General features: G+C 48.1%; 24 protein-coding genes and 1 tRNA gene. 10 read left to right on the top strand and 15 right to left on the bottom strand.

Annotation, left to right across the window (positions count from 1 at the left end; genetic code table 11):
• Positions 1–30: 30 nt before the first annotated feature.
• Entirely contained in the window at positions 31–1329 is a 1299-nt protein-coding gene (locus tag OGV77_RS19240; RefSeq protein ID WP_231130608.1) for a sensor domain-containing diguanylate cyclase, read from the bottom strand.
• 725 nt (positions 1330–2054) lie between these two features.
• Here OGV77_RS19240 and OGV77_RS19235 point away from each other — a divergent pair.
• On the top strand, positions 2055–2432 hold the full coding sequence (locus tag OGV77_RS19235; RefSeq protein WP_043017882.1) for a MysB family protein: 378 nt from the start codon (positions 2055–2057) through the stop codon (positions 2430–2432).
• On the opposite strand, the gene OGV77_RS19230 is transcribed toward OGV77_RS19235, so the two are convergent.
• The 3 genes from OGV77_RS19230 to mdoG form a co-directional block, all read right to left on the bottom strand.
• Positions 2433–2660 (bottom strand): YceK/YidQ family lipoprotein, encoded by a 228-nt coding sequence (locus OGV77_RS19230; protein WP_047413529.1) that lies wholly within the window; start codon positions 2658–2660, stop codon positions 2433–2435.
• 75 nt (positions 2661–2735) lie between these two features.
• A complete protein-coding gene (mdoH, locus tag OGV77_RS19225; RefSeq protein ID WP_087050873.1) occupies positions 2736–5264 on the bottom strand; it encodes a glucans biosynthesis glucosyltransferase MdoH in 2529 nt (842 codons plus the stop codon).
• Positions 5257–6792, bottom strand: coding sequence for a glucans biosynthesis protein MdoG (mdoG, locus tag OGV77_RS19220; RefSeq protein WP_087050897.1), 1536 nt, complete (start codon positions 6790–6792; stop codon positions 5257–5259). Before mdoG ends, mdoH begins: the two co-directional genes overlap by 8 nt.
• Positions 6793–7063: 271 nt before the next feature.
• On the opposite strand from mdoG, the gene mdoC reads away from it, so the two are divergent.
• On the top strand, positions 7064–8224 hold the full coding sequence (mdoC, locus tag OGV77_RS19215) for a glucans biosynthesis protein MdoC (protein WP_087050874.1): 1161 nt from the start codon (positions 7064–7066) through the stop codon (positions 8222–8224).
• Positions 8225–8248: 24 nt separating this feature from the next.
• Here mdoC and OGV77_RS19210 read toward each other — a convergent pair whose 3' ends face one another.
• From OGV77_RS19210 to csgB, 6 genes are all read right to left on the bottom strand, one after another.
• Positions 8249–9688 carry a phospholipase D family protein gene (locus OGV77_RS19210; RefSeq protein ID WP_087050875.1) on the bottom strand — a complete coding sequence of 480 codons (1440 nt, stop codon included), beginning with the start codon at positions 9686–9688 and terminating at the stop codon, positions 8249–8251.
• Complete coding sequence (ymdB, locus tag OGV77_RS19205) at positions 9672–10214, bottom strand: O-acetyl-ADP-ribose deacetylase (protein WP_047412151.1); 543 nt, start codon at positions 10212–10214, stop codon at positions 9672–9674. The genes OGV77_RS19210 and ymdB overlap by 17 nt, the downstream gene beginning before the upstream one ends.
• A 100-nt stretch (positions 10215–10314) precedes the next feature.
• Entirely contained in the window at positions 10315–10635 is a 321-nt protein-coding gene (locus OGV77_RS19200) for a YmdA family protein (protein WP_043015877.1), read from the bottom strand.
• Between the two features lie 151 nt (positions 10636–10786).
• Positions 10787–11119 (bottom strand): curli assembly chaperone CsgC, encoded by a 333-nt coding sequence (gene csgC, locus OGV77_RS19195; RefSeq protein ID WP_047412156.1) that lies wholly within the window; start codon positions 11117–11119, stop codon positions 10787–10789.
• 61 nt (positions 11120–11180) lie between these two features.
• The gene (csgA, locus tag OGV77_RS19190; RefSeq protein ID WP_043015875.1) at positions 11181–11630 is read right to left on the bottom strand and encodes a curli major subunit CsgA; all 450 of its coding nucleotides are present in this window, start codon (positions 11628–11630) and stop codon (positions 11181–11183) included.
• Between the two features lie 40 nt (positions 11631–11670).
• On the bottom strand, positions 11671–12126 hold the full coding sequence (csgB, locus tag OGV77_RS19185) for a curli minor subunit CsgB (protein ID WP_043015874.1): 456 nt from the start codon (positions 12124–12126) through the stop codon (positions 11671–11673).
• A 758-nt stretch (positions 12127–12884) separates the two neighbouring features.
• On the opposite strand from csgB, the gene csgD reads away from it, so the two are divergent.
• Genes csgD through csgG form a run of 4 tightly spaced genes read left to right on the top strand, consistent with a single transcriptional unit; the run spans position 12885 to position 15230 of the window.
• Positions 12885–13535, top strand: coding sequence for a biofilm master transcriptional regulator CsgD (csgD, locus tag OGV77_RS19180; protein ID WP_003036091.1), 651 nt, complete (start codon positions 12885–12887; stop codon positions 13533–13535).
• 4 nt (positions 13536–13539) lie between these two features.
• On the top strand, positions 13540–13932 hold the full coding sequence (gene csgE / locus OGV77_RS19175; RefSeq protein WP_043015873.1) for a curli production assembly/transport protein CsgE: 393 nt from the start codon (positions 13540–13542) through the stop codon (positions 13930–13932).
• A gap of 25 nt (positions 13933–13957) precedes the next feature.
• Positions 13958–14371 carry a curli production assembly/transport protein CsgF gene (gene csgF / locus OGV77_RS19170; RefSeq protein ID WP_043015872.1) on the top strand — a complete coding sequence of 138 codons (414 nt, stop codon included), beginning with the start codon at positions 13958–13960 and terminating at the stop codon, positions 14369–14371.
• 25 nt (positions 14372–14396) lie between these two features.
• On the top strand, positions 14397–15230 hold the full coding sequence (csgG, locus tag OGV77_RS19165) for a curli production assembly/transport protein CsgG (RefSeq protein ID WP_003036082.1): 834 nt from the start codon (positions 14397–14399) through the stop codon (positions 15228–15230).
• A 45-nt stretch (positions 15231–15275) separates the two neighbouring features.
• Here csgG and OGV77_RS19160 read toward each other — a convergent pair whose 3' ends face one another.
• The 4 genes from OGV77_RS19160 to ghrA all read right to left on the bottom strand — a co-directional run bounded on the left by OGV77_RS19160 (position 15276) and on the right by ghrA (position 18324).
• Entirely contained in the window at positions 15276–15758 is a 483-nt protein-coding gene (locus OGV77_RS19160; protein WP_047412162.1) for a DUF1097 domain-containing protein, read from the bottom strand.
• Between the two features lie 100 nt (positions 15759–15858).
• On the bottom strand, positions 15859–16413 hold the full coding sequence (locus OGV77_RS19155; protein WP_047412164.1) for a TorD/DmsD family molecular chaperone: 555 nt from the start codon (positions 16411–16413) through the stop codon (positions 15859–15861).
• A 23-nt stretch (positions 16414–16436) separates the two neighbouring features.
• Positions 16437–17174: a phosphatase gene (locus tag OGV77_RS19150; RefSeq protein WP_043015869.1), complete on the bottom strand. Its 738-nt coding sequence runs from the start codon at positions 17172–17174 to the stop codon at positions 16437–16439.
• A 211-nt stretch (positions 17175–17385) separates the two neighbouring features.
• On the bottom strand, positions 17386–18324 hold the full coding sequence (gene ghrA / locus OGV77_RS19145) for a glyoxylate/hydroxypyruvate reductase GhrA (RefSeq protein ID WP_047412167.1): 939 nt from the start codon (positions 18322–18324) through the stop codon (positions 17386–17388).
• 235 nt (positions 18325–18559) lie between these two features.
• Here ghrA and OGV77_RS19140 point away from each other — a divergent pair.
• A tRNA-Ser gene (locus OGV77_RS19140) sits at positions 18560–18647 on the top strand.
• Between the two features lie 131 nt (positions 18648–18778).
• On the opposite strand, the gene OGV77_RS19135 is transcribed toward OGV77_RS19140, so the two are convergent.
• On the bottom strand, positions 18779–19549 hold the full coding sequence (locus OGV77_RS19135) for an IclR family transcriptional regulator (protein ID WP_043015867.1): 771 nt from the start codon (positions 19547–19549) through the stop codon (positions 18779–18781).
• A gap of 249 nt (positions 19550–19798) precedes the next feature.
• On the opposite strand from OGV77_RS19135, the gene OGV77_RS19130 reads away from it, so the two are divergent.
• From OGV77_RS19130 to OGV77_RS19120, 3 genes are read left to right on the top strand one after another with little or no spacing between them, the layout of a single operon-like run.
• Complete coding sequence (locus OGV77_RS19130; RefSeq protein WP_087050877.1) at positions 19799–20836, top strand: 2-dehydro-3-deoxygalactonokinase; 1038 nt, start codon at positions 19799–19801, stop codon at positions 20834–20836.
• Complete coding sequence (locus OGV77_RS19125) at positions 20833–21477, top strand: 2-dehydro-3-deoxy-6-phosphogalactonate aldolase (protein ID WP_087050878.1); 645 nt, start codon at positions 20833–20835, stop codon at positions 21475–21477. Before OGV77_RS19130 ends, OGV77_RS19125 begins: the two co-directional genes overlap by 4 nt.
• On the top strand, positions 21474–22913 hold the full coding sequence (locus OGV77_RS19120) for an N-acyl-D-amino-acid deacylase family protein (RefSeq protein WP_087050879.1): 1440 nt from the start codon (positions 21474–21476) through the stop codon (positions 22911–22913). The genes OGV77_RS19125 and OGV77_RS19120 overlap by 4 nt, the downstream gene beginning before the upstream one ends.
• Positions 22914–22916: the final 3 nt, after the last annotated feature.

Raw genomic sequence — 22916 nt, 5'->3', positions numbered from 1 at the left:
GATATTTTTCACCCGACACTCATTTAAGTCTTAATTGTAATAGTAACATACCTTATTCCTGCCAGTATTTTTGGCCTCATACAGCGCAGCATCTGCATATGAAACGACTTTGTCCGCTGATTCATCATCAGTTTTGCTACAATATACGCCAATACTTATCGTCATTTTTTCTTTCAACTCATACGCATTTGGTATTGCCGTACCATTCTCAATATTCCGTCTAATTCGTTCCGCTATCACAATAGCTTCATCTTTATCGTTACACTTAAGCAGGATCGCAAATTCTTCGCCACCTACCCTTGCAAAAATATCCGTATCCCTAATTGATTTATTGATAATATTGACAACACTGATTATTACTCTGTCACCTTCCTGATGACCGTAGGTATCGTTAATCCGTTTAAATTTATCAATATCCAACACCATTACACTCACTACGCCTTTTGCTAACGCTGATTTTAATGACCTGTAGAACAGTTTACGGTTATATATTTTCGTCATTGCGTCTTTAATAGCTGAATCCGTTTCTTTTTTCAGGATGATGAAGGTGTTGTACATAAGTATTGATATTATACACAGGGTACTTATCACCTCAATGCCCCTGCTGACATACCAAATATACATGCTGTATTCATCCAGACTCAGAAGTAGTACGTTGGTTAATATTCCCGAGCAACATAGTAACCCTATGCTTTTCCACAATATATTTTTCATTCTGGTTTTAATGATTAAATACAACAGAACCAGACTCCAGGACACAATAAGTGAATAAATATACCCAATATGCCAGTGCACCGTGACATTATCAGGTTTCAGGCTTGTGATCTCGATTGTAAAATTAGGGTTGTAACTGGCCAGAATGTGCGCCACAACAGCGATTACCAGCATGATTAAAAAAGCCAGAACGATATAGCAAGGTTCTCTTTCGTTGGTTTCAATAACTGTCGAAGTTTCTTTGTAAGACTTTAAAGATATGAATAACAATGCTATAAAACTGACCTGTCGAAAATAATAGAATATAGCAATATCGTTTGTTCTTTTTTCGATCGAAACATTGTCATTAATCAAATTCTGAACGATGTAGATAGTCTCAGCAAAAAAAACATCATTCCCAAGAAATGCCATTCCTAGTATCATTAAGCAGGTGAGATCTTTTCTACAAAGATACTGGAACAACATAAACAGGAAAATTATTCCGTATAAAAAGAATAGCCCTACAATTATAATTAAATATACTGTTTGCGGTACACTCTGTATTGTTAATTTAAATTGTGTAAGACACAACCCCCCTAGAATATAACCAGCCAAACAGATTACATAGAAAGCCATCAACCTTCCATTATTTGAATTACTGTTATCCATAACAACCTTAGGAGAATTCTTAATTTTGCATTTTATATATTAAAGCATTAATTTTTGCAAACATTATAACAGCACAAGTTCAATGATATTGATTCATTCCCAAATTAATGATTTTATATAGATTTATAACATCTGGTATTAATCATCTATTATTATGTATGCTTTTGAAACGCTCATCAGAGCGTTAACAAAGTCCATACACTAAGGATACCTTAGCATTACCATTGATGCTTGCTGGTTTAATGTTTTTCAATAATTGCATATGCAACACTCCCGACCGTGAAATTAATTTTCTCCTTTAATTTAATAGTGTTATAAAAAATTCAGTGCATGACTGCCTGCAGGAATCCACACAAAACCTTAGCAAAAGCCTGTTGGTGATAAAGGTTTTCTTATATGACGTCCGCTTTTATTTTTTTGATTTTCATTACTACATTGCAAACCACATACATTACTATTTTTTCTTGATTTTTTTTCCTGATATTACCCCGGCTTCAGTATCTGCCAATGTAAATTTTTGCATAAACTACCTGGATTACTTTTATCCAGCTTCATAGACATTGCAGGCGATGATCATCTGATTGAGTTAGCCACGCTGCCAACGGGTTTGACGCTCTGCGAATCGCCGTCTATAGATTGAATCATCACCCTTTATTGTTCGCCTTAGGAGAAGGAATATGGCAAAGAATGACATGAATTTTTATGCCACGCTGGAAGAGGCTATTGATGCGGCTCGGGAAGTGTTTCTGGCAGATAACCCTGACCTTGAGTCAGACGACGCCAGCGTTCAACAGCTAAGCGTCCAAAAATACGTGCTGCAGGATGGTGACATTATGTGGCAGGCGGAATTCTTTGCTGACGAGGATGATGTAGATGGTGAATGCCTGCCAATGCTGAGTGGCGAAGCCGCGCAAAGTGTTTTTGATGGTGACTACGATGAAATTGAGATTCGTCAGGAGTGGCAGGAAGAAAACACGCTTCACGAATGGGATGAAGGTGAATTCCAGCTGGAGCCTCCCCTGGATACCGAAGAAGGTCAGACCGCAGCCGATGAATGGGACGAGCGATAGTTATTCGTAAGGTCCATGGTGAATGTCGAGCGGTAGCAGCAGCGTATCAAATACCAGCGAAAATGGCAGGTCGAGGATGGTGACGTAACGCCACGCGGAGTCACGTACATCCCATTGCACACCAGGATAGTATTGGTTTCCGTGCCCTTGTCCTGGGATAGTTCGGCTAATAATGCTGCCGCATCCGCTCAGGAAGATCACCATAATCCCTACTGCTACTATTCGCACCTGATATCTCCCGCCTCTTTTATTCAGTATAAAAAAATACCGGCACCAGGCCGGTATTTTCACATTATATAACGCTTATTTTTTCCTGAGCGCCAGCGGATTCAGGGTCAGCCCCTGATAGTAATTCACCCATGAAGAATACTTATCAGGTGAATTCCAGACGCGATAGTGCAAACGCGCCATCGTCACCGGATCGCTCAACAGCACCAGGCGGCGGTCACGGTTTAGTTTCTCCGGCGTTTCATTCAGCGCCTGCTCCACATGGCGGTCGCGGGCAATCTCAAGTACGTTACTCGCACGGTGACGCGCAGTCGCCATTGCCGTTGCCAGTGCGTTAAATGACGGGTTAAACACCGCATGCATAAAGCCGTCGTCCAGCGTACGCTTGCGGTTCATCCCCAGATAGGTATCCGTATCCACCAGCACCTGCGGCGGAGAATACTCTTCCGGGATCAGGAACAGCTTCCAGCGCTTGGTACGTAACCCAACCGTAGAGCGGCTGGAAATAACGGACACAAACGGCGACAGGATCAGCGAGAAGACAATCGGCGCCAGCCAGAACAGGAAACGCAGATCCAGCCAGGCCATACCCACCGCCCACACCAGCCCCAGCAGCAACTGAGACCCGTGACGCATAAACGCTTCACCCCACGGGGTCGAATCGTCATCACGCTGCGGCGAATTCCACACCACTTCCCAACCGAGGAAAGCACTCACGACGAAGACGGTATGGAACAGCATACGCACCGGCGCCAGCAGGACGGAGAACAAAACCTCCAGCAGCAGCGACAGCGTAACGCGGATAAACCCACCGTACTCTTTCGTTCCTTTACACCAGATGAGCAAAATACTCAGCAACTTCGGCAGGAACAGCAGGACCATCGTTGAGGCAAACAGCGCGATTGCCAGTTCAGGTCGCCATTGCGGCCATACCGGGAATAGCTGACGCGGTTGCAGGAAGTACTGCGGTTCAGTCAACGCATGCACCACCTGCAATGCGGTCGACAACGCGAGGAACATAAACCAGAGTGGTGCCGACAGATAGGACATAACGCCAGTCAGGAACACCGCGCGGTGAACCGGGTGCATCCCCTTCACCAGGAACAGACGGAAGTTCATCAGGTTGCCATGACACCAGCGACGGTCACGCTTGAGTTCATCCAGCAGGTTCGGCGGCAGCTCTTCATAAGATCCCGGCAGATCGTAGGCAATCCACACGCCCCAACCAGCACGACGCATCAATGCCGCTTCCACGAAGTCATGGGAGAGGATCGAGCCCGCAAATGAGCCTTCGCCCGGTAACGGCGCGAGTGCGCAGTGCTCGATAAACGGCTTCACGCGAATAATCGCGTTATGGCCCCAGTAGTGCGATTCACCCAATTGCCAGAAGTGAAGCCCGGCGGTAAACAGCGGTCCATAAACACGGGTCGCAAACTGCTGGCAGCGCGCATACAGCGTATCCATACCGGAAGCCTTCGGTGAAGACTGAATAATCCCGGCATTTGGATTCGCTTCCATCAGGCGCACCAGCCCGCTCAGACAGTCGCCGCTCATCACGGAGTCCGCGTCCAGCACGACCATGTAGCTGTACTGATTTCCCCAGCGGCGGCAGAAGTCATCAATGTTGCCGCTTTTACGCTTCACACGACGACGACGACGGCGATAGAAAATCTGCCCTTCGCCCTGCACTTCGGCAATCAGCTCCATCCATGCTTTTTGTTCTGCCACGCAGATATCAGGATTGTAGCTGTCGCTCAGGATATAAACATCGAAATGCTCAGCGTTGCCCGTTGCTTTGACCGATTCCCACGTGGCGCGAAGTCCCGCAAATACGCGGTCTACGTCCTCGTTACAGATAGGCATAATCAATGCCGTACGATGTTCGGGATTCAGCGGTTCGTCACCAACCGTTGAGGCCGAGATGCTGTACTTATCTCGCCCAATCAGCAGTTGCAGGAAGCCCATCAGCGCGGTCCAGAATCCCGCTGATACCCAACAGAAAAGCACGGCGAACAAAATCAGAATGCCGGTCTGGAGCATGTAGGGCAGCAGTTGCATAAAGGAGACCCACAAATCCTGCCCCATCATGTCTACAGGATTAATGAATGCCCATCCCTGATACGGAAGGATCGTCTTCATATACCAGGTTGCTACGACCGTTTGCGCCAGAGTTAAGATCAACAGCGTATAGCGGCGAATGGTGCCTACGGTACGCCATTTTTGCTCACTCTCTTGTTCTTCTTTCGTCAACCGAGAAAGATAACGCGGAGTCACATCGCGCCCACGCAGACGATCCCAAAAACGGCCAACCGGGTTGGTACGCCAGGGATCGGGGAACATAGAGGTACGCGTTGCTTTTGGCATCGCCTGTAGTTGATCGCGGCCCTCATCATCCTTAACCAACTGCTCTTTAGCCAGAGAATCCGGCCATGCTTGCTCAAGGCGAGCTTTTACAGAACCCTGCGGTGAATCATCTTCGCGCGAGTAAGTACGATGCTCGGCATCCAGCGCCTGATGAACGGCGCGGATGTCAGTTTTCGGCAGTGCCGCTTTTTCGATATCCGAAAGCGGCATTGCGTCAATATACTCAGTTGTCTTATTCATTGGCAGGTAACTGGTAGCTCCAGGTTTCACTCAGCGTCTGATCGGCATTGACCAAGGCAGCACGCATTTCAGTGGTTTTCTTCACGTCTTTCACTTTCACGCGCAGCATCAAACGCCAACCTTTAGATACCGGATTGTAGCGCACGGTGCTTTCAACGATTTCGCCGTTGTCGCCAATACTGGTTTGTGCGGTAACCGGGGTATCCTGCGGCAGCTTTTTCATATCTGTGCCGGTAAAGTCCACCACAAACGCGATGGTACCGTCAGGCTGACGAATCAGGTTGGACTGTTTTACATCACCGGTAGAACGACGAGTCTGCTGTACCCAGGCGCTATCAGGCGCATGAAGCTTGTCTTCATCACGCGTGAACGTCAGTGTGTACTTGAAGTTCATCTCTTTGCCGGCTTCTGGCAGTTGATCCGGCGTCCAGTACGCAACGATGTTATCGTTAGTTTCATCGTTAGTTGGGATTTCAACTAACTCAATCTTACCTTTACCCCAGTCACCTTTTGGCGTGATCCAGGCGCTTGGGCGCAGATCGTATCGATCGTCGATATCTTCAAAACGAGAGAACTGACGGCCACGCTGCAGCAGGCCGAAACCTTGCGGGTTTTCCATGGCGAAGCTGCTGACCGCCAGATGTTTCGGGTTATTCAGCGGGCGCCAAATCCACTCGCCGTTGCCAGCGTGGATAGACAAACCGTTAGAATCATGCAGTTCCGGACGATAGTTAGTCGCCGGAGAAGGCTGGTTTGGTCCGTACAGGAACATACTGGTTAACGGTGCTACGCCCAACTTGCCTACTTTGTCGCGCAGATAAACTTTGGACTGAACATCAACTACCGTGTCACGGCCAGGAATGATGACAAAGCGATACGCTCCGGTTGCACGCGGAGAATCCAGCAAGGCATAAATGGTCAAACGTTTATCAGTTGGTTTCGGACGCTCGATCCAAAACTCACGGAAGCGGGGAAACTCTTCGCCAGAAGGCAGAGCGGTATCAATCGCGAGACCGCGCGCAGACAGACCGTAGACCTGGCCGGCACCCAGAACACGGAAATAGCTGGCACCGAGCATGCTGACGATTTCGTCGTTTTTATCTTTGCTGTTGATCGGATACAGCACTTTGAACCCGGCGAAACCGAGATCTTTTACCGTGTCTTTATCATGCTGAACATCGCCAAAATTAAAATAATCCGGGCTGTATTTGATTCTTTTCACCGCGGTGGCGGTAACTTCGTTGATTTTGACCGGCGTGTCGAAGTACATACCCTGGTGGTAGAACTCGAGCTTAAATGGGGTCTTGAGATTGCTCCAGTAGGCTTTATCGCGGTTAAACTGGATCTGCTGATAATCCGCATATTTCATGTCGCGGAAAACGGAGGGCAAGTTACTTTTTGGCGCCTCATAGCCTTTACCGGCTAAGGATTGAGCTTGTTTTGCAACATCATCAATGCTGAACGCCCAGCTCGATGATGTGTACAGCGTTAACATAACTGCTGCACCCAACCAACGCATTTTCATCATTTGTAGTTTATGTTTCATAATTAGTAAGCACTTCCCCCTTTGTGTGCTTATATTGATCCGATCCATTTTAATGGATAATCGGGTATTCCGACAACTGAATCCCTGTATTGTTCGCGCGCTGGCTCATGGTTTAATCAGGTTCAACTACCTGTTTTCACTTTGCGTGCTTATCCTGGAGACAGGTTGTTGGACTTCGTGTAGGGTTGCCCTCGAATGTAACCATTATTCGTCTTAGGGATAAGACGAAAAGTCTGAGAATACATAACTGTCTATGAGCTCTGTATCACCACCACGCGAATATTTTCTTGATTCCATCCGTGCCTGGCTAATGTTGTTAGGGATCCCATTCCATATTTCATTGATTTACTCGACCCACACCTGGCACGTGAACAGCGCCGAACCGTCGTGGTGGTTGACTCTGTTTAACGACTTCATCCACGCTTTTCGCATGCAGGTCTTCTTTGTCATTTCAGGTTATTTTTCCTACATGCTGTTTTTGCGCTATCCCTTAAAGCGCTGGTGGAAGGTGCGTGTAGAACGCGTGGGGATCCCAATGCTCACCGCGATTCCATTGCTTACGCTGCCGCAATTTATCATGCTGCAATATGTAAAGGGAAAAGCAGACAGTTGGCATACTCTCAGCGGTTACGATAAGTACAATGCGCTGGCCTGGGAGCTGATTTCCCATCTGTGGTTTCTACTGGTTCTGGTGGTGTTAACGACCGTGAGCATGTGGGTGTTCACCCTGATGAAAAACAGGCTTACGCAAAGCGATTCCGCCAGCGCGCCTGCGGTGTCAATGGCTAAATTAACGCTGATTTTTATCTTGTTGGGTGTCGGCTATGCCGCCGTCAGAAGGACGATTTTCATCCTTTACCCTTCGATTCTCAGCGATGGCATGTTCAATTTTATCGTTATGCAAACGCTGTTCTATGTGCCTTTCTTTATGCTCGGCGCACTGGCGTTTATCAACCCGAATCTGAAGGCGTTGTTTACCACGCCGTCGCGCGGTTGCACCCTGGGCGCTGCATTCGCATTTGTTGCATACCTGCTCAATCAGCGTTACGGCAATGGTGATGCCTGGATGTATGAAACCGAATATGTCATTACCATGGTCATGGGACTGTGGATGGTGAACGTCGTCTTTTCGTTGGGTCACCGTTTGCTTAATTTCCAGTCGGCCCGCGTGACCTATTTTGTCAACGCGTCGCTGTTTATCTATCTGGTGCACCACCCGTTAACGCTGTTTTTTGGCGCTTACATCACACCGCATATCTCGTCGAATCTGCTGGGTTTTCTTTGCGGTTTGCTGTTTGTGGTCGGGATTGCGGTCATACTGTACGAAATCCATTTACGTATACCGGTGCTGAAGTTTCTCTTCTCGGGTAAACCGCCCGTGAAGCAGGATAAAAACAAGGCCGTGGCAGGCTAGATTTTCTCGCATTCATCGTGTGGCTCAAAGCAGCCACTCAATGGGTAACACGGATGCCAGCTTTACCAGAACCCGCTTCCAGAATCCTGTGGCGGGTTCTTTTTTTAATACCTGTTCACTGCCGGCAAGTCGGTCAACCCAATTAATTCTTCCCCAACGATCAAGGCGCAGCTGCCAGGCCATATCACGCTGGCTTTGCATAAACCGTTTATGAATCAATCCGGCCAGCACTTCACTTTCAATCACAAATCCCATTTCCGTATTGAGTAGCGTCGAACGGGGATCAAAATTAAGCGAGCCGATAAACACTTTGCGATCGTCAATACTGAACGTTTTCGCATGCAGGCTGGAGCCTGAATTACCTGTTAATCCACGATCGTGAACGACCGAAACGCGATCGCGGGTCGGTTTAAGTTCGTACAATTCTACACCGTAGCGCAGCAGTTTTTTTCGCCAGCGCGCATAGCCAGCATGGACGATCGCCACATCATTCGCCGCCAGTGAATTGGTTAAAATAGCAATCTTGACGCCTTTTCTTACCAGTCTCAGGAGCTGCGCCACGCCGGCGCGAGTCGGCACAAAGTAGGCAGAGATAATATCAATACGTTCGGTTGGCGAGCCCATCACGTCGAACAAACGCTGCGGTAATAGCGAGTGGCGCGGCGCTTTCCCTTCTCCTTTTGCAGGATCATCGCTCAGCAAACGTGTTTTCGCCCAAATCAGCGGCAGCGAACGTTGATCGACACTGGACATAAACTGGCTGGTTTCCAGCTTATGCAGATAGCGACGGGTAATATCATCGTTATACCAGGATTCAGGTAGCTCGATACGTTGCACAGAATCTGACTCAGACATCTCAAGCACGTTTTGCAACGTTGAAACCGAGCGGCAGCGCCAATAACGCTCGAAATCATCCGCAACATCTTTGACAACCGGTCCGATAGCCATGACATCCAGGTCGGAAAACAGCGGTTGTTCACCCGCGCCAAAATAGGCATCGCCAATATTACGCCCGCCAACGAGAGTCACGACACCGTCAGCGGTAAAACTTTTATTGTGCATGCGCCGATTAAGCCGGGCAAAATCGGTTAAATAGCCCAGCGCGCGCAGAATGCGAAAGGAAAAGGGATTAAAAAGGCGAACTTCAATATTAGGGTGATTGTCCAGCAGACGCAGCGTGTCATCCAGACCTGGCGTGTTGTTATCATCCAGCAACAAACGCACCCGGACGCCCCGCTTCGCCGCAGCCAGCAAAACGGAAAATAGCAATAGCCCGGACATGTCGTTTTCCCAGATGTAATACTGCACATCAAGGGTACGTTCCGCCATTTCCGTTAACCGATAGCGAGCTGCAAACGCATCGAGGCTATCATCCAACGCAAGAATGCCGCATTCTCCCGGGTGGTTTTCGCAAAGTGGCGTGATGGCGCGCTCAAGTCGGGTCATATCAGTCCGTGTTATCATCGCCTTGTTGTGTTAGCAACCTCTTATAAAGTTGAGCGTTTTCTTCATCAAAGCACACGAAGTATATCTGATCAGGAAGTGCGCGGCGGGTAATAAATTTCAACACCGTTTTTACCGCTATTTCTGCCGCTGCGGCGCGGGGATAGCCATAAGCCCCGGTGCTGATCGCCGGAAAAGCAATGGATTGATACCCATTAGCCAGGGCCAGTTGCAGCGTGTTTAAGTAAGCTTCCTCGAGTCGTTCAGCCTCATGATGACCTCCACCTTGCCAGACAGGTCCTACGGTGTGGATGACCGCTTTTGCCGGAAGGTCCCCCGCCAGAGTGATAACCGCATGCCCCGTCGGACATTCTCCTTGTTGCTGGATTACCTGTTTGCAGGCCGCCAATAATGCGGGTCCGGCAGCGCGATGGATCGCGCCATCAACGCCACCGCCGCCCAGTAGTGATGAATTGGCCGCGTTGACAATCACATCAACAGCGACCGTCGTAATATCGCCATGTAACACATGAACACGCGATTGCATAAGTACCCCCTGACAAAACACTATTCGTTAAGTGTACAGCAGGGTTTTCCTTGAAATCTCACTTTTTAACCGCAAGTGTGCATATCTACGCCACAGCGACTCATTTATATTCAATATTAAGAATTGCCATGTTTTTTTGTTCATTGAGGTAGTGCATTTTGACTGTGGCAATTTGTTGCACGTTCTGAGAGGTTGTCGCGAGCTGTTGTTGATTGTAGAGGCTATTCCGGGTAGTGCCGTCACGCATACATGATAATTCAATTTGCTGCTGCTGGGTGTTCACGTCGCAAGGCGATTCAACGATTGCACCGCGAAAATGAATAACCCCGCCGGTTGTGATTTGCTGCGCCATTGTGGGGAGGGTCAAAAGAGAAAAAGTACACAAACTGGCACTTAAAATACGCTTTAATAATGTACACATAAGGGTTCCTCAATGATTAGCCATCCTTGAGGGATCGAAATGATCCTTCACCGCTGCGATTAACGATCAAATACAAACGTTCACACGTTTCTATATTCATAGAACAGCACCGCATTCCCAGCCACACCCTTAATGCAAATAAAGCAAAAAATTATGGATGACTGTTTGAGTCAGGCCATTGTTGTGATAGATGCAGAGACTGCCCATCTGAAACGGTAACGATAATTTTGACTGAATCTTCAGGTGAAATATTAAAGCTCAGTTTGGTTAATTCAATCGGCCGATTAGCAGGGACCGAAAGGCTTGTTTTCTGCTGCGATTGGCTTTGCCCCCCCTGCCCTTTGCGTATGGCAAGGACTTGTACCTCACATACGCAAGGTTGAGTTAACGTCACCTGAGGAATAATGGTGTACATATCACCTTGCTGAGTTGTATTAAATGTTATTTGATTTGCCAGCGCGGCAATGAGTAATAACGTATGCATCTTATTCTCCCGAAAAAAAAACAGGGCTCACGCCCTGTTTATTATCAGTCATAAAACTGAATTAGTGTTGGTTAGCTGTGGCGTTGTTGCCAAATCCAACCTGGCGGATCAGAACGTTGGAGTCAGACGCAGTCTGATTAACCAGCGCACCGTTACGGCCACCGAACTGGGTTACACTAATATCAGCATTTTTAGCATTCCACTGATCGATAGTAGCGCTGTTCTGGAAGCCAGTCTGTTTCAGGTTAATGGTACTGTCATCAGCGCCCTGACCCACTACAGCCCCGTTGCCACGCCCGTTTTGTGTGATGGTGACATCTGATTTACGTGCATCACTTTGCAGAGCATTCGCTACGTTGCCAGTCCCATATTGGTAGATACTCATTGAAGAGTCCGGGCCATAGTTACTACCGCCACCATGATGATTGCCGCCCCATTGCGGAACAACACCAGCCAGAGCACTGCCAGAAACTACGATTGCTGCGAATGCTGCCACTTTTAAAAGTTTCATGGTAAACCCCCATCGGATTGATTTAAACGTCGTTAATGGATTAGCGTTGAGTAACGCGAATTGCCATTTGCGACTGTCTCTGCACCACAACTGCTGTTTTTTGTGTACCGTACTGAGTAATATTGGCTTTATTACCAGAGCCTTTCTGGATAATCACCGCCGTATTACCGTATGACCCTTGTTTAATACTCGCATCATTGGAACTACCCGTTTGATCAATATATGCAAAGTTATATGATCCCGTCTGGTCTGTTTTCGCTCGGTTACCAGAACCTTCTTGCGAAATAACCGACAATAACTTCGAGCCCCCCTGGCGAATATTTGCACTGTTCGCAGTGCCAACCTGACCAATAATGGCTGCCTGATTAAATGAAGACTTACTTAATTCATTTACCGCAAAGTTATATTCTGAATTAGCCAAGTCATAACTTGTTGCGGATGCAATCCCAGGCACACCCAGCATTGTAAACATCATAAATAACAACTTGTTTTTCATGTTGTCACCCTGGACCTGGTCGTACATAAGGTTAAATTATTTACCACTCAAATTGTTGTTAACGTGACTTACATTTGTTAACGCCACGTTACGATGAAGAGTATGTCCGTTGAAACATTTTAAATAACTCACCCGCCAGTTGTATTTTTATATCCAGATTCACACCAAAGTACTAATTAACAGCAGAGAACACCGTTACTGCGCTGTTTTTTATTTCTTCTGTAATCTGAAGATTGAATTTCTATGCAGTAACAAAAAAACGCCTCTCCCGCGTTTTCTGGGCCTTGCAGGTGGTTCCGGGATAGTGTTCGGTACAAGTCGTGACAAGCATCATTTTTTTCCATCTAAAATTGTTCAACTTAAAGTGAGACAAAAAGATCAGAATTAATTAGAAATCTAAAACCATCTAATCATAGTTTTAACCATTAAAAATCAACAACATATTATAATTTGTATGATTTTTTAAATCTATGCAATAACGCTAAAATGTACAACTTTACTATCAAATCTAAACTACACAAAAACCAAAAAATCACAATTTAATATATAAATTTACATCCAGTTACATGTTTAACACTTGCTTTAAGATTTGTAATAGCTAGATTGAAATCAGTTGAAGTCCATTTGTTTTAATATTTTCACCCCATTGGGTCGATATTTTATTTCTACACAGCAGTGCAACATCTGTCAGTACTTCTGGTGCCTCTATTTTAGTAGAGACAGCTGTCAGGTGTGCGACTAAAAAGTGGAGTTTCATCATGTTTAATGAAGTCCATAGTATTCATGGTCATACATTATTGTTGATCACTAAACCATCCCTGCAGGCAACTGCGTTATTACAGCATTTAAAGCAGTCGCTGGCGTTAACCGGAAAACTACATAATATTCAACGTTCTCTGGATGATATTTCCTCCAGCTGCATTGTTTTACTGGATATGATGGAGGCAGATAAAAAACTGATCCATTACTGGCAAGATAATTTGAGCAGAAAAAACAACAATATAAAGACTTTATTGTTGAATACCCCAGATGATTATCCTTACCGGGATATTGAAAACTGGCCGCACATCAATGGCGTATTCTACGCAACTGAAGATGAACAGCGTGTAGTCAGCGGATTGCAAGGGGTCTTGCGTGGCGAATGTTACTTCTCGCAAAAGCTAGCCAGCTACCTAATCACGCATTCCGGGAACTACCGCTATAACAGCACGGAGTCGGCATTACTTACTCACCGTGAAAAAGAGATCCTTAATAAACTGCGTATCGGTGCCTCAAATATTGAAATCGCACGTTCACTATTTATTAGTGAAAATACGGTGAAAACACATCTTTATAATCTTTTCAAAAAGATAGCTGTCAAAAATCGTACGCAGGCGGTCTCGTGGGCCAATGATAACCTCAGGCGATAAAGCCATGAAACGCTATTTGACCTGGATTGTGGCAGCAAATTTGCTCTTTGCTGCCGGGAATCTACACGCGGCTGTAGAGGTGGAGGTTCCCGGACTGTTAACTGACCACACGGTCTCTTCCATTGGCCATGATTTCTACCGGGCCTTTAGTGACAAGTGGGAAAGCGAGTACACAGGAAACTTAACCATTAATGAAAGACCCAGTGCACGTTGGGGAAGTTGGATCACCATAACGGTCAATCAGGACGTTATCTTCCAGACTTTTTTATTCCCGACGAAAAGAGACTTCGACAAAATTGTGGTCTTTGCATTGGCAGAAACTGAGGAAGCATTAAATCGTCGGCAAATAGATCAAACACTATTAAGCACGAGCGATTTAGCGCGCGATGAATTCTAAAACATGATTTTGTCCGGAGGCTTTCATGCGTGTCAAACATGCAGTGGTTTTGCTCATGCTGATTTCACCATTAAGTTGGGCCGGAAATATGACGTTCCAGTTCCGCAACCCTAACTTTGGTGGCAACCCAAACAACGGTTCTTTTTTACTCAACAGCGCCCAGGCACAAAACTCGTATAAAGATCCGAGTGGCGATGATTTCGGGATTGAAACGCCATCTGCGCTGGATAACTTTACCCAGGCGATACAGTCGCAAATACTCGGTGGCTTACTCACCAATATCAATACCGGTAAGCCGGGGAGGATGGTAACCAATGATTTTATCATTGATATCGCCAACCGGGATGGGCAACTGCAACTTAATGTCACGGACAGGAAAACGGGGAGAACGTCGACTATCGAAGTGTCGGGTTTACAAAATCAGTCGACCGATTTCTAAATTATAGCCACGAAAGGAAAAAATCATGCAGCGCTTACTTATCATGGTGGCAGTAATTTTACTCAGCGGATGTCTAACAGCCCCGCCGCAAGAAGCCGCTAAGCCGACATTAATGCCCCGAGCCCAAAGCTATAAAGACTTGACGCATCTGCCCATGCCTACAGGTAAGATCTTTGTGTCGGTTTACAATATCCAGGATGAAACGGGTCAGTTTAAACCTTACCCTGCGAGTAACTTCTCAACCGCCGTCCCGCAAAGCGCAACGGCTATGCTAGTCACCGCGTTGAAGGATTCTCGTTGGTTCGTCCCACTGGAACGTCAGGGGTTACAGAACCTGCTTAACGAACGAAAAATCATTCGTGCGGCTCAGGAAAACGGCACTGTTGCCATTAATAACCGCATCCCTTTGCAATCTTTGACCGCAGCAAACGTCATGGTAGAGGGGTCAATTATTGGTTATGAAAGCAACGTTAAATCGGGAGGTGTTGGTGCGCGCTATTTCGGTATTGGCGCCGATACGCAATACCAGCTCGACCAGATAGCGGTGAACCTGCGCGTGGTTAACGTCAGCACCGGCGAAATTCTCTCATCGGTGAATACCAGCAAAACTATTTTATCTTATGAAGTACAGGCTGGGGTATTCCGTTTCATTGACTACCAGCGACTGTTGGAAGGTGAAATTGGTTACACCTCTAACGAACCGGTCATGCTGTGTCTGATGTCAGCAATCGAAACCGGTGTTATCTTCCTGATTAATGATGGGATTGATCGCGGATTGTGGGATTTGCAGGACAAGAAACAGGTTGATAATGACATTCTGGTTAAATACCGCCATATGTCGGTACCTCCGGAATCCTGAGTGCTCTCTCTGGCATAAAAAGCGTGAGGAACCCCTCACGCTTTTTTATTTACTGGTCAGCGTAGACGATAGTCGATTTTCACGGCGAGACGCCAGCCACAGCCCGCTGTTTTTCATCGCATAGCCGAATACCAGACCTAGCGCCAGAGACGGCACGACCAACTGCCAGTCCCCCTGCCCTGCAAACGTTGCACATGCGCCAATAAACGTGCCTGGCACAAATGAAAGCAACCATTGCTTTGCCTGGATACACATCAGAAACGCGACGATTCCCGTTATGACATAACCAATAACGTCCATATGTGGGGCAAGCGCGCTACCGTTAATAATCACCAACGCCCACACCACACCGCTTAGCAGCGTACACGCCGAGATCCACAGCCCTTTCAGCCCACCCTGCGGACAGGCGAAATAGGCCGTGCAGCCCAGAAAGCCAGCCCAACTGAGTAAGCCAAGAGAAACGGCCACCCATCCCCAGATCCCAGAGAGAATGCCCGTTGTGATTGCAATTGAGAGAAGTATGTTCATGCCGCGTATCTTAGCAGAAAAACGGCATAGGAATGAGATCGTGCACACAATTTATGCAAGTGATGAATTGTGTTGCAGTTTAAAGTGACTTACATCACATTTATTCTTCCGTATCTTCCTGCAATTCATCCCACATCGCGCCAATAGCATCACGCGTTAACGGTGCCATGGTACGCCAGAATGGCGTGTTTGCGTGCGCTTCAACTTTGCCAAGGAACGAACCACACCAGGGCAACAGGTACTCCACAAACAAGGTTTCTAGTGCTTCACTTTCATCTTCCGCAGACTGGTCTTCAAGCCATGAAGCCGCCAGCAACAGCGTACCAATATGATCTGCAGGCGTATCTGCCAGCGGCATGCCGCGGGTAGAAAGAAATGCACGAACATCGGATTCTTTCGCCCCTTCTACCCAGGCGCTACGATAAGGCGGCACCGCACACTCGTCGCCGACAAAAAGCGCGTTGTAATCCGCAGCCAACTGAGGCATATCGCAGTTTTTCTGCAGGCGAGTAAGTAATTCGTCTTGTTCCAGCGGCCAGTTGGCGGAGAGTTTACCTTCGCTAATCAGGGTAAACAGGGGAACCAGTAAAGGATCCTGAGGCTGGCGGTAAAACAGCGAGCCCAGTACACGACACAGGATAGAAAACTCGTTCATTCATTTATTCCAGTTAGTAACAATTACAGTTCAGCAAATTCCGCGATCGGCTCCATGCCTCGCGATTCCAGAAACGCCAGCAGGCGTTTGGGTGTGACGTTTAAAATTCTGTCTTCCGGGAAATTCACATCATCGAGAATTTTACGGCATTCGCCAAATTCTCCCAATGTGAAAGCGGTATGTGAATCCGATCCTAACGCCACCCAGCCCCCGGCATCACGCACAGCCGCAGCGACCGCGCGGCAATTGTCTTCACTGCCCTTACGTGAATGCAAAAACGAGGAGTTATTGATTTCCAACGCGACCTGATATTTTGCCGCCGCCTGCGCAATCGCCGTGATATCAACGGGATACTTTGGATTTCCCGGATGGCTGATGATGTGCACATGACCACTGGCCATCGTGGCGATCATCGCCTGGGTATTAGTGTCTTTATCGTGAGGTGCAAAAACCGGCTCATGGAAGCCCGCAATGATCAGATCCAGGGAGGTAAACATAGGACCTGAGCAGTCAATTTCGCCTTCAATATTCTTAATATTCGCCTCAATGCCGCGCAGGATCCCTACGCCGTCCACAATACGAGGCCAAATGCGCATATTAATAAAGTGCCAGTGATGAGGCGCATCCGCCATGTCCGGTCCATGATCGGTAATGGCAAACAGCTTGATACCTTTGCGACGGGCTTCAGCGATGTAATCGCTTAAGGTGCTGTAGGCGTGGGTGCTGGCGACGGTATGCATATGCAGGTCAACGGGATACATAACTCTCTCCTGTAGTCATTTTCCGTCAAGGATAGCAGGTATCGCCGGCATTAATACCCTAAATAATGCGAGTTGCAGACAGGCGGCAAGGGAGTGACACCCGCATCACTTACTGCAGTAAGTGTTGCGGGGGAACAAACGTAGCCAACGCACATGCAGCTTGAAGTATGACGGGTAGTTTAGCTGAAACCCGGCACTTGCCGGGTTACCATCAGTATCCCCGCACGCGATCGACCTGACCGGTGACGGATTTGCCACTTTCCAGGCCCATAATCGTACGGGAGATATAGTCCACCGCCTCTGCCGGGCGCGTTACCGCGGCAATATGCGGCGTCATTGCCACACGCGGATGTTTCCATAGCGGGCTGGTTTCCGGCAGCGGTTCGCGGCTGTAGACATCCAGCATAGCGCCTTTCACTTTGCCGCTGTCCAGTGATGCCAGAAGATCGTCTTCATTGAGATGAACACCACGCGCCAGGTTCAGCACATAGGCTCCGTCCTGCAATTGGTTGAGTAAACTCGCGTTAATAATGCCTACGGTTTCTGCTGTATTGGGAAGGAGGTTGATAAGCACCCGAGTTTGGCTCAAAAACGCGCCCAGTTCCTCGGTACCGGCAAAGCTTTCCACACCAGACCAGGATTTACGCGTGCGGCTCCAGCAGCGTAGCGGGAACCCCCATGCTTGCAGACTTTCTGCAACTTTTGCGCCCAATACCCCTGCCCCCATGATCCCGACGCTAAACTCATTGCGGGAATATTCTGGCAACGGCTGCCATTTCGCCTGGTTTTTTAATGCCTGATAATCATCAAAGCGGCGAAACCAGTGCAGTACCTGACTGACCGCATATTCCTGCATTTGCAGGCCCATACCCGTATCTTCCAGACGGAAAAGTGGGATCGAAGCATCCAACATTTCCGGATGAGCGTTCAGTTTACTAAGAATAGAATCAACGCCCGCCCCCAGCGCGAATACGGCTTTTAATTTTCTTCCGGCGAGCATTTCAACCGGAGGATGCCAGACCAGCGCGTAGTCAGCATGCGCATTATCACCCGTTTTCCACTCACGGACGTTCGCGCCAGGTATGGCCTTTGTCAGCGCATTAAGCCACCAGCTCGTATCGAATGTTGGGTGATAGAAAATTATATCCATAGAGTCTCCTGAACATTGTTATGCGGAACTTTCTCGCACTTATTATCATCATTTTCCGAGGGAACATCAGAGTAACAAATTTTAGGATGCTGGCAAAAAAAACAATTCCCGCTTATTTAAGCTGCATATTGATTGAAGTTTGTGTAAATGCACGTTTTTTTCAAAAAGTTGATTGACGCCGGAGCGGTATTTCCCTAAATTAGCGCCCGTTCCGGTAGCACAGGAACAACAATATGGTGAGGTGTCCGAGTGGCTGAAGGAGCACGCCTGGAAAGTGTGTATACGGCAACGTATCCGGGGTTCGAATCCCCGCCTCACCGCCATATTTAAAGAAGAGCTCGTACGCAAGTACGGGCTTTTTTTTTCGCGTATTTCATTTGCCGGATGCGGCATTAGCGCCTTATCCGGCCTGTATGTTACATAACAGCAGGCTTTTACATAAAAGCGTGTTGTGTTAGCGGTTAATAAAACCCAACCGTCGAGAAATGAGTGAACAGACCAGCTCCAGTTCATCATTAACATCATCAATTTTACGCTGCATTCGGTGCGTGGGGCCTGCCACGCTGAGTGCGCCAATGACGGTACCGGTATAATTAAACACAGGCCGGGCGACACACGTTAACCCTTCTTCATTTTCCTCATTATCCAGCGAGAACCCCTTCAACCGAATATCGGCCAGAGTTTCATACAACGAAACACGATCAACAACCGTCTTCTCAGTAAATGGGATAAGCGGCTCACTCAGCACCCGATCAATCTCTTCCAACGGCTGAAAAGCCAATAACGCTTTGCCAATCCCTGTACAGTATGCAGGCAATCTGGCACCAAGACGGGCATTAGTCTGTATAGAAAGCGTTCCCTCACTCTTATACAAATACACAACATGACCGCTGTTATAGACCCCCAGAAAACAGGTTTCTGCGGTTTTTGCTGAGAGCGTTTTCAGGTAAGGAATAGATACCTCTACCAGATTCACGTTCATCAATCCTTTGATTCCCAACTCAAGACTTTTCAGATCCAAATGATAACGCTCAGTTCCGTTATCCTGCATAACGTACTGTCGTTCCTTGAGCGTCTCCAGCGTACGAAATACTGTGGTCTTTGCGATCCCGGTTCGTTTGACTAACTCCGCCAGAGATATACCGTCGGAATGCTCGCTAATCTCTTCCAGGATCGTCAGAACCTTGTCAACACCGGAGGAATTTGCATTTTCACCGTTTGACATTCATTCATCCCCAATAAAAAAGTTCCGTTATTGTAACTGTAATGCCATAACCCGCAAAACACATTCATTTTTAGACAGTTACCTCTTTTTTAACCATGTAATTTGCGATCTACGACGCAGTTAACCGTCCTCGTATTCTGTGAATCCTATCACCAAATCAAAAAATACGGAATGACATTCCGTTAATTGATCAATAACCTCAAATAAACGGAACGTCATTCCAAACAAAATTCACGCAGGGGAAACGGCATGCTTATTGTCACTATCGACGCCGGTACGACCAACACACGAGTCCGTGTCTGGAAGGATAGCCGGGTAATTTCAGATACCAGTGAGTCCGTCGGAGTGCGTGATACGGCGATAACCGGAAATCGAAACAAGCTGATTAACGGTGTAAAAAAAGCCCTGGATCGCGCTTTGGCAGGTATCAGCGAACCTTATGAGATTGTGGCGTCAGGGATGATCACGTCAGACGTTGGACTCTATTGCGTCCCGCACCTCAGCGTACCTGTCTCATTCAACGACCTGGTTGAGGGAACCGTTGCGCATACAATCCCAGAAGTTTCAGCACAACCCATCTGGTTTATTCCTGGCGTTAAAAATGCGGTGGCTACGGTAGATGTCGAAAACATTGATGCCATGGACGTTATGCGTGGCGAAGAAGTTGAAACATTTGGTCTGCTGATGCAACACAACGTTAAAGGGCCGGCACTGATCGTGCTTCCCGGTTCCCACTCCAAGTTTATTCTGACGGATGAAAAAAAGCAGATCGTCAGTTGCGTTACCACAATGGCAGGAGAACTTTTGGATGTCCTCACTCATCAGACCATTTTGGCGAATTCACTCGACGGCCAGTTTGTCACCAAACTGGACAACGACTACCTGCAAAAAGGGGCTGCATCCTGCCGCCGGGTAGGGCTGGCGCGCAGTTGCTTCACCGTGCGACTGCTCGATCTGTTTACTCAGTCCACGCATAACCAGAGAGCCAGCTATTTATTGGGGGCAACACTTTACTCTGACCTGCAGGCGATAAAGCAGAGTATGGCCCTGAATCTCTCACCTGAAACAAACATCATCATCAGCGGTAAACAGGTGCTTAAAGAAGCGCTGGCATCGCTGATTTCTACCGATTCTTTTTTTACCGGCAGCATTGTACAGGCAGACGACGATCCTCAGCGCCCTCTATCTGGTGTTGGCGCCCTCGCCCTTATGGAAACAATTCTCTGCCGCCACACCGTTAGCCAGCCGCCATTTTCCAGTGTCCTACATCAGGGAATTCCAACATGAATAACCATAACATCGCCCCTCTTGTCGCTATTTTGCGCGGCATACGGCCTGAAGAAATTGATACCCATATTCCTTTACTGATTGCGGCTGGTTTCCGCGCGATTGAAATTCCGCTGAATTCTCCACAATGGGAAGTCAGCATCGCGCAGGCCGTTCATACATATAGCGAGCAGGCCACAATCGGGGCGGGTACTGTCCTCAACGTAGAAAATGTGGACCGCCTGGCGCAATTAGGTTGCCAGCTGATTGTCACCCCGAATACCAGACCCGATGTGATTCGCCGGGCACTGGAACATCGGATGCAGGTTCTGCCGGGCTGCGCGACGCCAACGGAAGCATTCAGTGCCATTGATGCCGGCGCTCAGCAAATCAAGCTTTTCCCCACCAGCCAGTTTGGACCGGATTATGTACGGGCACTGAAATCTGTCCTGCCCTCACATACCGCGCTGTATGCGGTTGGCGGGATCACGCCAGACAACATTCAACTCTATCTTGACGCAGGCTGTGCTGGAGCCGGGCTCGGCAGCGATCTCTATCGTGCCGGACAATCCCCCACTCGCACCCAGCAACAGGCGCAGGCTTTTATCGCCGCCTATCAGCATTTTATTACCCAATCCTCCCGAACTATGGAGCACATATGAAGATTAACTGGTTGTTCAAAAACGCCACCGTCGTTGATGGTTCAGGAAATACGGAATACCAGGCTGATGTCGCGGTTGAAGGGGATCGGATTGTCCTTATCGCGCCATCCATCACCACCGCTGCAGAAAATATTATTGATTGTCGCGGGTTAGTGCTGTCCCCAGGGTTCATTGATGTCCATACCCATGACGATCTGGTTGTCATCAGAAAACCAGACTATATCGAGAAGACGTCCCAGGGCGTCACCAGCATTATTGTCGGAAATTGCGGTATCAGCGCCGCCTGCGCAACCCTAAAAGATGAGGTGCCAGACCCAATCAATTTGCTGGGTGAACTGGACGAGTTTCACTACCCGGACGTTGCCCGTTATCGTGAGCGCATCAATGCTGTAACTCCTTCAGTGAATGTTGCCACGCTGATTGGTCATACCACGCTGCGCAATAACTGCGTGGAATCACTGCTTGAACCCGCCAACGAAAACAATATCAACAGTATGCGCGAGACGCTTAATCAGGCCCTGCAGCAGGGTGCCTTGGGTTTGAGTACAGGTCTTTCGTATGGCAATGCCGTTAATGCTTCTACAGAAGAGATCTGCGCGCTCGCCGAACTACTCGCTGAACATCAGGGCCTTTATACCACCCATATGCGCACAGAATACGACGGTATTATCGATGCCATGCTGGAAGCATTCCAGGTCGGTCGTCATGGCCAGGTTCCCGTTCAGATCTCCCATCATAAATGCGCAGGTGCCAAGAACTGGGGACGAACCACTGAAACGCTTGCGTTGATCGAGAAATATCAGCAACGCCAGGAGATCAACTGCGATGTCTATCCTTACCGAGCTGGCTCTTCCAACCTCGACCTGAAACAAGTCACTGAGGACTACGACATCCTGATCACGTGGTCCACACCGTATCCGGAGATGTCCGGTAAAACACTGCAACAGATAGCGCAACAGTGGGAGACAGATATTCACCACGCAGCCGCCCGGTTGCAGCCTGCTGGCGCAATCTATTTTCAGATGCACGAGGACGATGTTCGCCGGGTTTTACAACACCCCTCATCAATGGTGGGCTCAGACGGTCTGCCGTGCGACCCCAACCCACATCCACGTTTATGGGGAACCTTTCCACGCGTTCTCGGCCACTACAGTCGCGACGAGAAGCTCTTTCCACTCACCACGGCCATTCACAAGATGACAGGCATGTCCGCCTGGCGTTTTGGCCTGACGGGACGTGGACTGGTCCGGGAAGGTAATTTCGCTGACCTTGTCATTTTTGATCCACAGAAAATCAACGAAACCGGCACCTTCCAGAACCCTAAGCAGACAGCCGACGGGATTGAACACGTGTTCGTTAACGGCGTCCTTACCTGGAGCCATAAGCAAATGACAGGCCTGCGCGCAGGCAAATTCTTAAGCAGAAAAGAACAATAACGG

This window comes from Citrobacter sp. Ce129 (assembly GCF_030334545.1).
In the GTDB taxonomy this organism is placed as follows: domain Bacteria; phylum Pseudomonadota; class Gammaproteobacteria; order Enterobacterales; family Enterobacteriaceae; genus Citrobacter; species Citrobacter europaeus.
This window is presented reverse-complemented; position numbering and strand designations above follow the sequence as displayed.

Bases quoted from the DNA above. Each gene is read 5' to 3' on its own strand.
- OGV77_RS19240 (WP_231130608.1), bottom strand. From the start codon at position 1,329: ATGGCTTTCTATGTAATCTGTTTGGCTGGTTATATTCTAGGGGGGTTG.
- OGV77_RS19235 (WP_043017882.1), top strand. From the start codon at position 2,055: ATGAATTTTTATGCCACGCTGGAAGAGGCTATTGATGCGGCTCGGGAA.
- mdoH (WP_087050873.1), bottom strand. From the start codon at position 5,264: ATGAATAAGACAACTGAGTATATTGACGCAATGCCGCTTTCGGATATC.
- mdoG (WP_087050897.1), bottom strand. From the start codon at position 6,792: ATGATGAAAATGCGTTGGTTGGGTGCAGCAGTTATGTTAACGCTGTAC.
- mdoC (WP_087050874.1), top strand. From the start codon at position 7,064: ATGAGCTCTGTATCACCACCACGCGAATATTTTCTTGATTCCATCCGT.
- OGV77_RS19210 (WP_087050875.1), bottom strand. From the start codon at position 9,688: ATGATAACACGGACTGATATGACCCGACTTGAGCGCGCCATCACGCCA.
- ymdB (WP_047412151.1), bottom strand. From the start codon at position 10,214: ATGCAATCGCGTGTTCATGTGTTACATGGCGATATTACGACGGTCGCT.
- OGV77_RS19200 (WP_043015877.1), bottom strand. From the start codon at position 10,635: ATGTGTACATTATTAAAGCGTATTTTAAGTGCCAGTTTGTGTACTTTT.
- csgC (WP_047412156.1), bottom strand. From the start codon at position 11,119: ATGCATACGTTATTACTCATTGCCGCGCTGGCAAATCAAATAACATTT.
- csgA (WP_043015875.1), bottom strand. From the start codon at position 11,630: ATGAAACTTTTAAAAGTGGCAGCATTCGCAGCAATCGTAGTTTCTGGC.
- csgB (WP_043015874.1), bottom strand. From the start codon at position 12,126: ATGAAAAACAAGTTGTTATTTATGATGTTTACAATGCTGGGTGTGCCT.
- csgD (WP_003036091.1), top strand. From the start codon at position 12,885: ATGTTTAATGAAGTCCATAGTATTCATGGTCATACATTATTGTTGATC.
- csgE (WP_043015873.1), top strand. From the start codon at position 13,540: ATGAAACGCTATTTGACCTGGATTGTGGCAGCAAATTTGCTCTTTGCT.
- csgF (WP_043015872.1), top strand. From the start codon at position 13,958: ATGCGTGTCAAACATGCAGTGGTTTTGCTCATGCTGATTTCACCATTA.
- csgG (WP_003036082.1), top strand. From the start codon at position 14,397: ATGCAGCGCTTACTTATCATGGTGGCAGTAATTTTACTCAGCGGATGT.
- OGV77_RS19160 (WP_047412162.1), bottom strand. From the start codon at position 15,758: ATGAACATACTTCTCTCAATTGCAATCACAACGGGCATTCTCTCTGGG.
- OGV77_RS19155 (WP_047412164.1), bottom strand. From the start codon at position 16,413: ATGAACGAGTTTTCTATCCTGTGTCGTGTACTGGGCTCGCTGTTTTAC.
- OGV77_RS19150 (WP_043015869.1), bottom strand. From the start codon at position 17,174: ATGTATCCCGTTGACCTGCATATGCATACCGTCGCCAGCACCCACGCC.
- ghrA (WP_047412167.1), bottom strand. From the start codon at position 18,324: ATGGATATAATTTTCTATCACCCAACATTCGATACGAGCTGGTGGCTT.
- OGV77_RS19135 (WP_043015867.1), bottom strand. From the start codon at position 19,549: ATGTCAAACGGTGAAAATGCAAATTCCTCCGGTGTTGACAAGGTTCTG.
- OGV77_RS19130 (WP_087050877.1), top strand. From the start codon at position 19,799: ATGCTTATTGTCACTATCGACGCCGGTACGACCAACACACGAGTCCGT.
- OGV77_RS19125 (WP_087050878.1), top strand. From the start codon at position 20,833: ATGAATAACCATAACATCGCCCCTCTTGTCGCTATTTTGCGCGGCATA.
- OGV77_RS19120 (WP_087050879.1), top strand. From the start codon at position 21,474: ATGAAGATTAACTGGTTGTTCAAAAACGCCACCGTCGTTGATGGTTCA.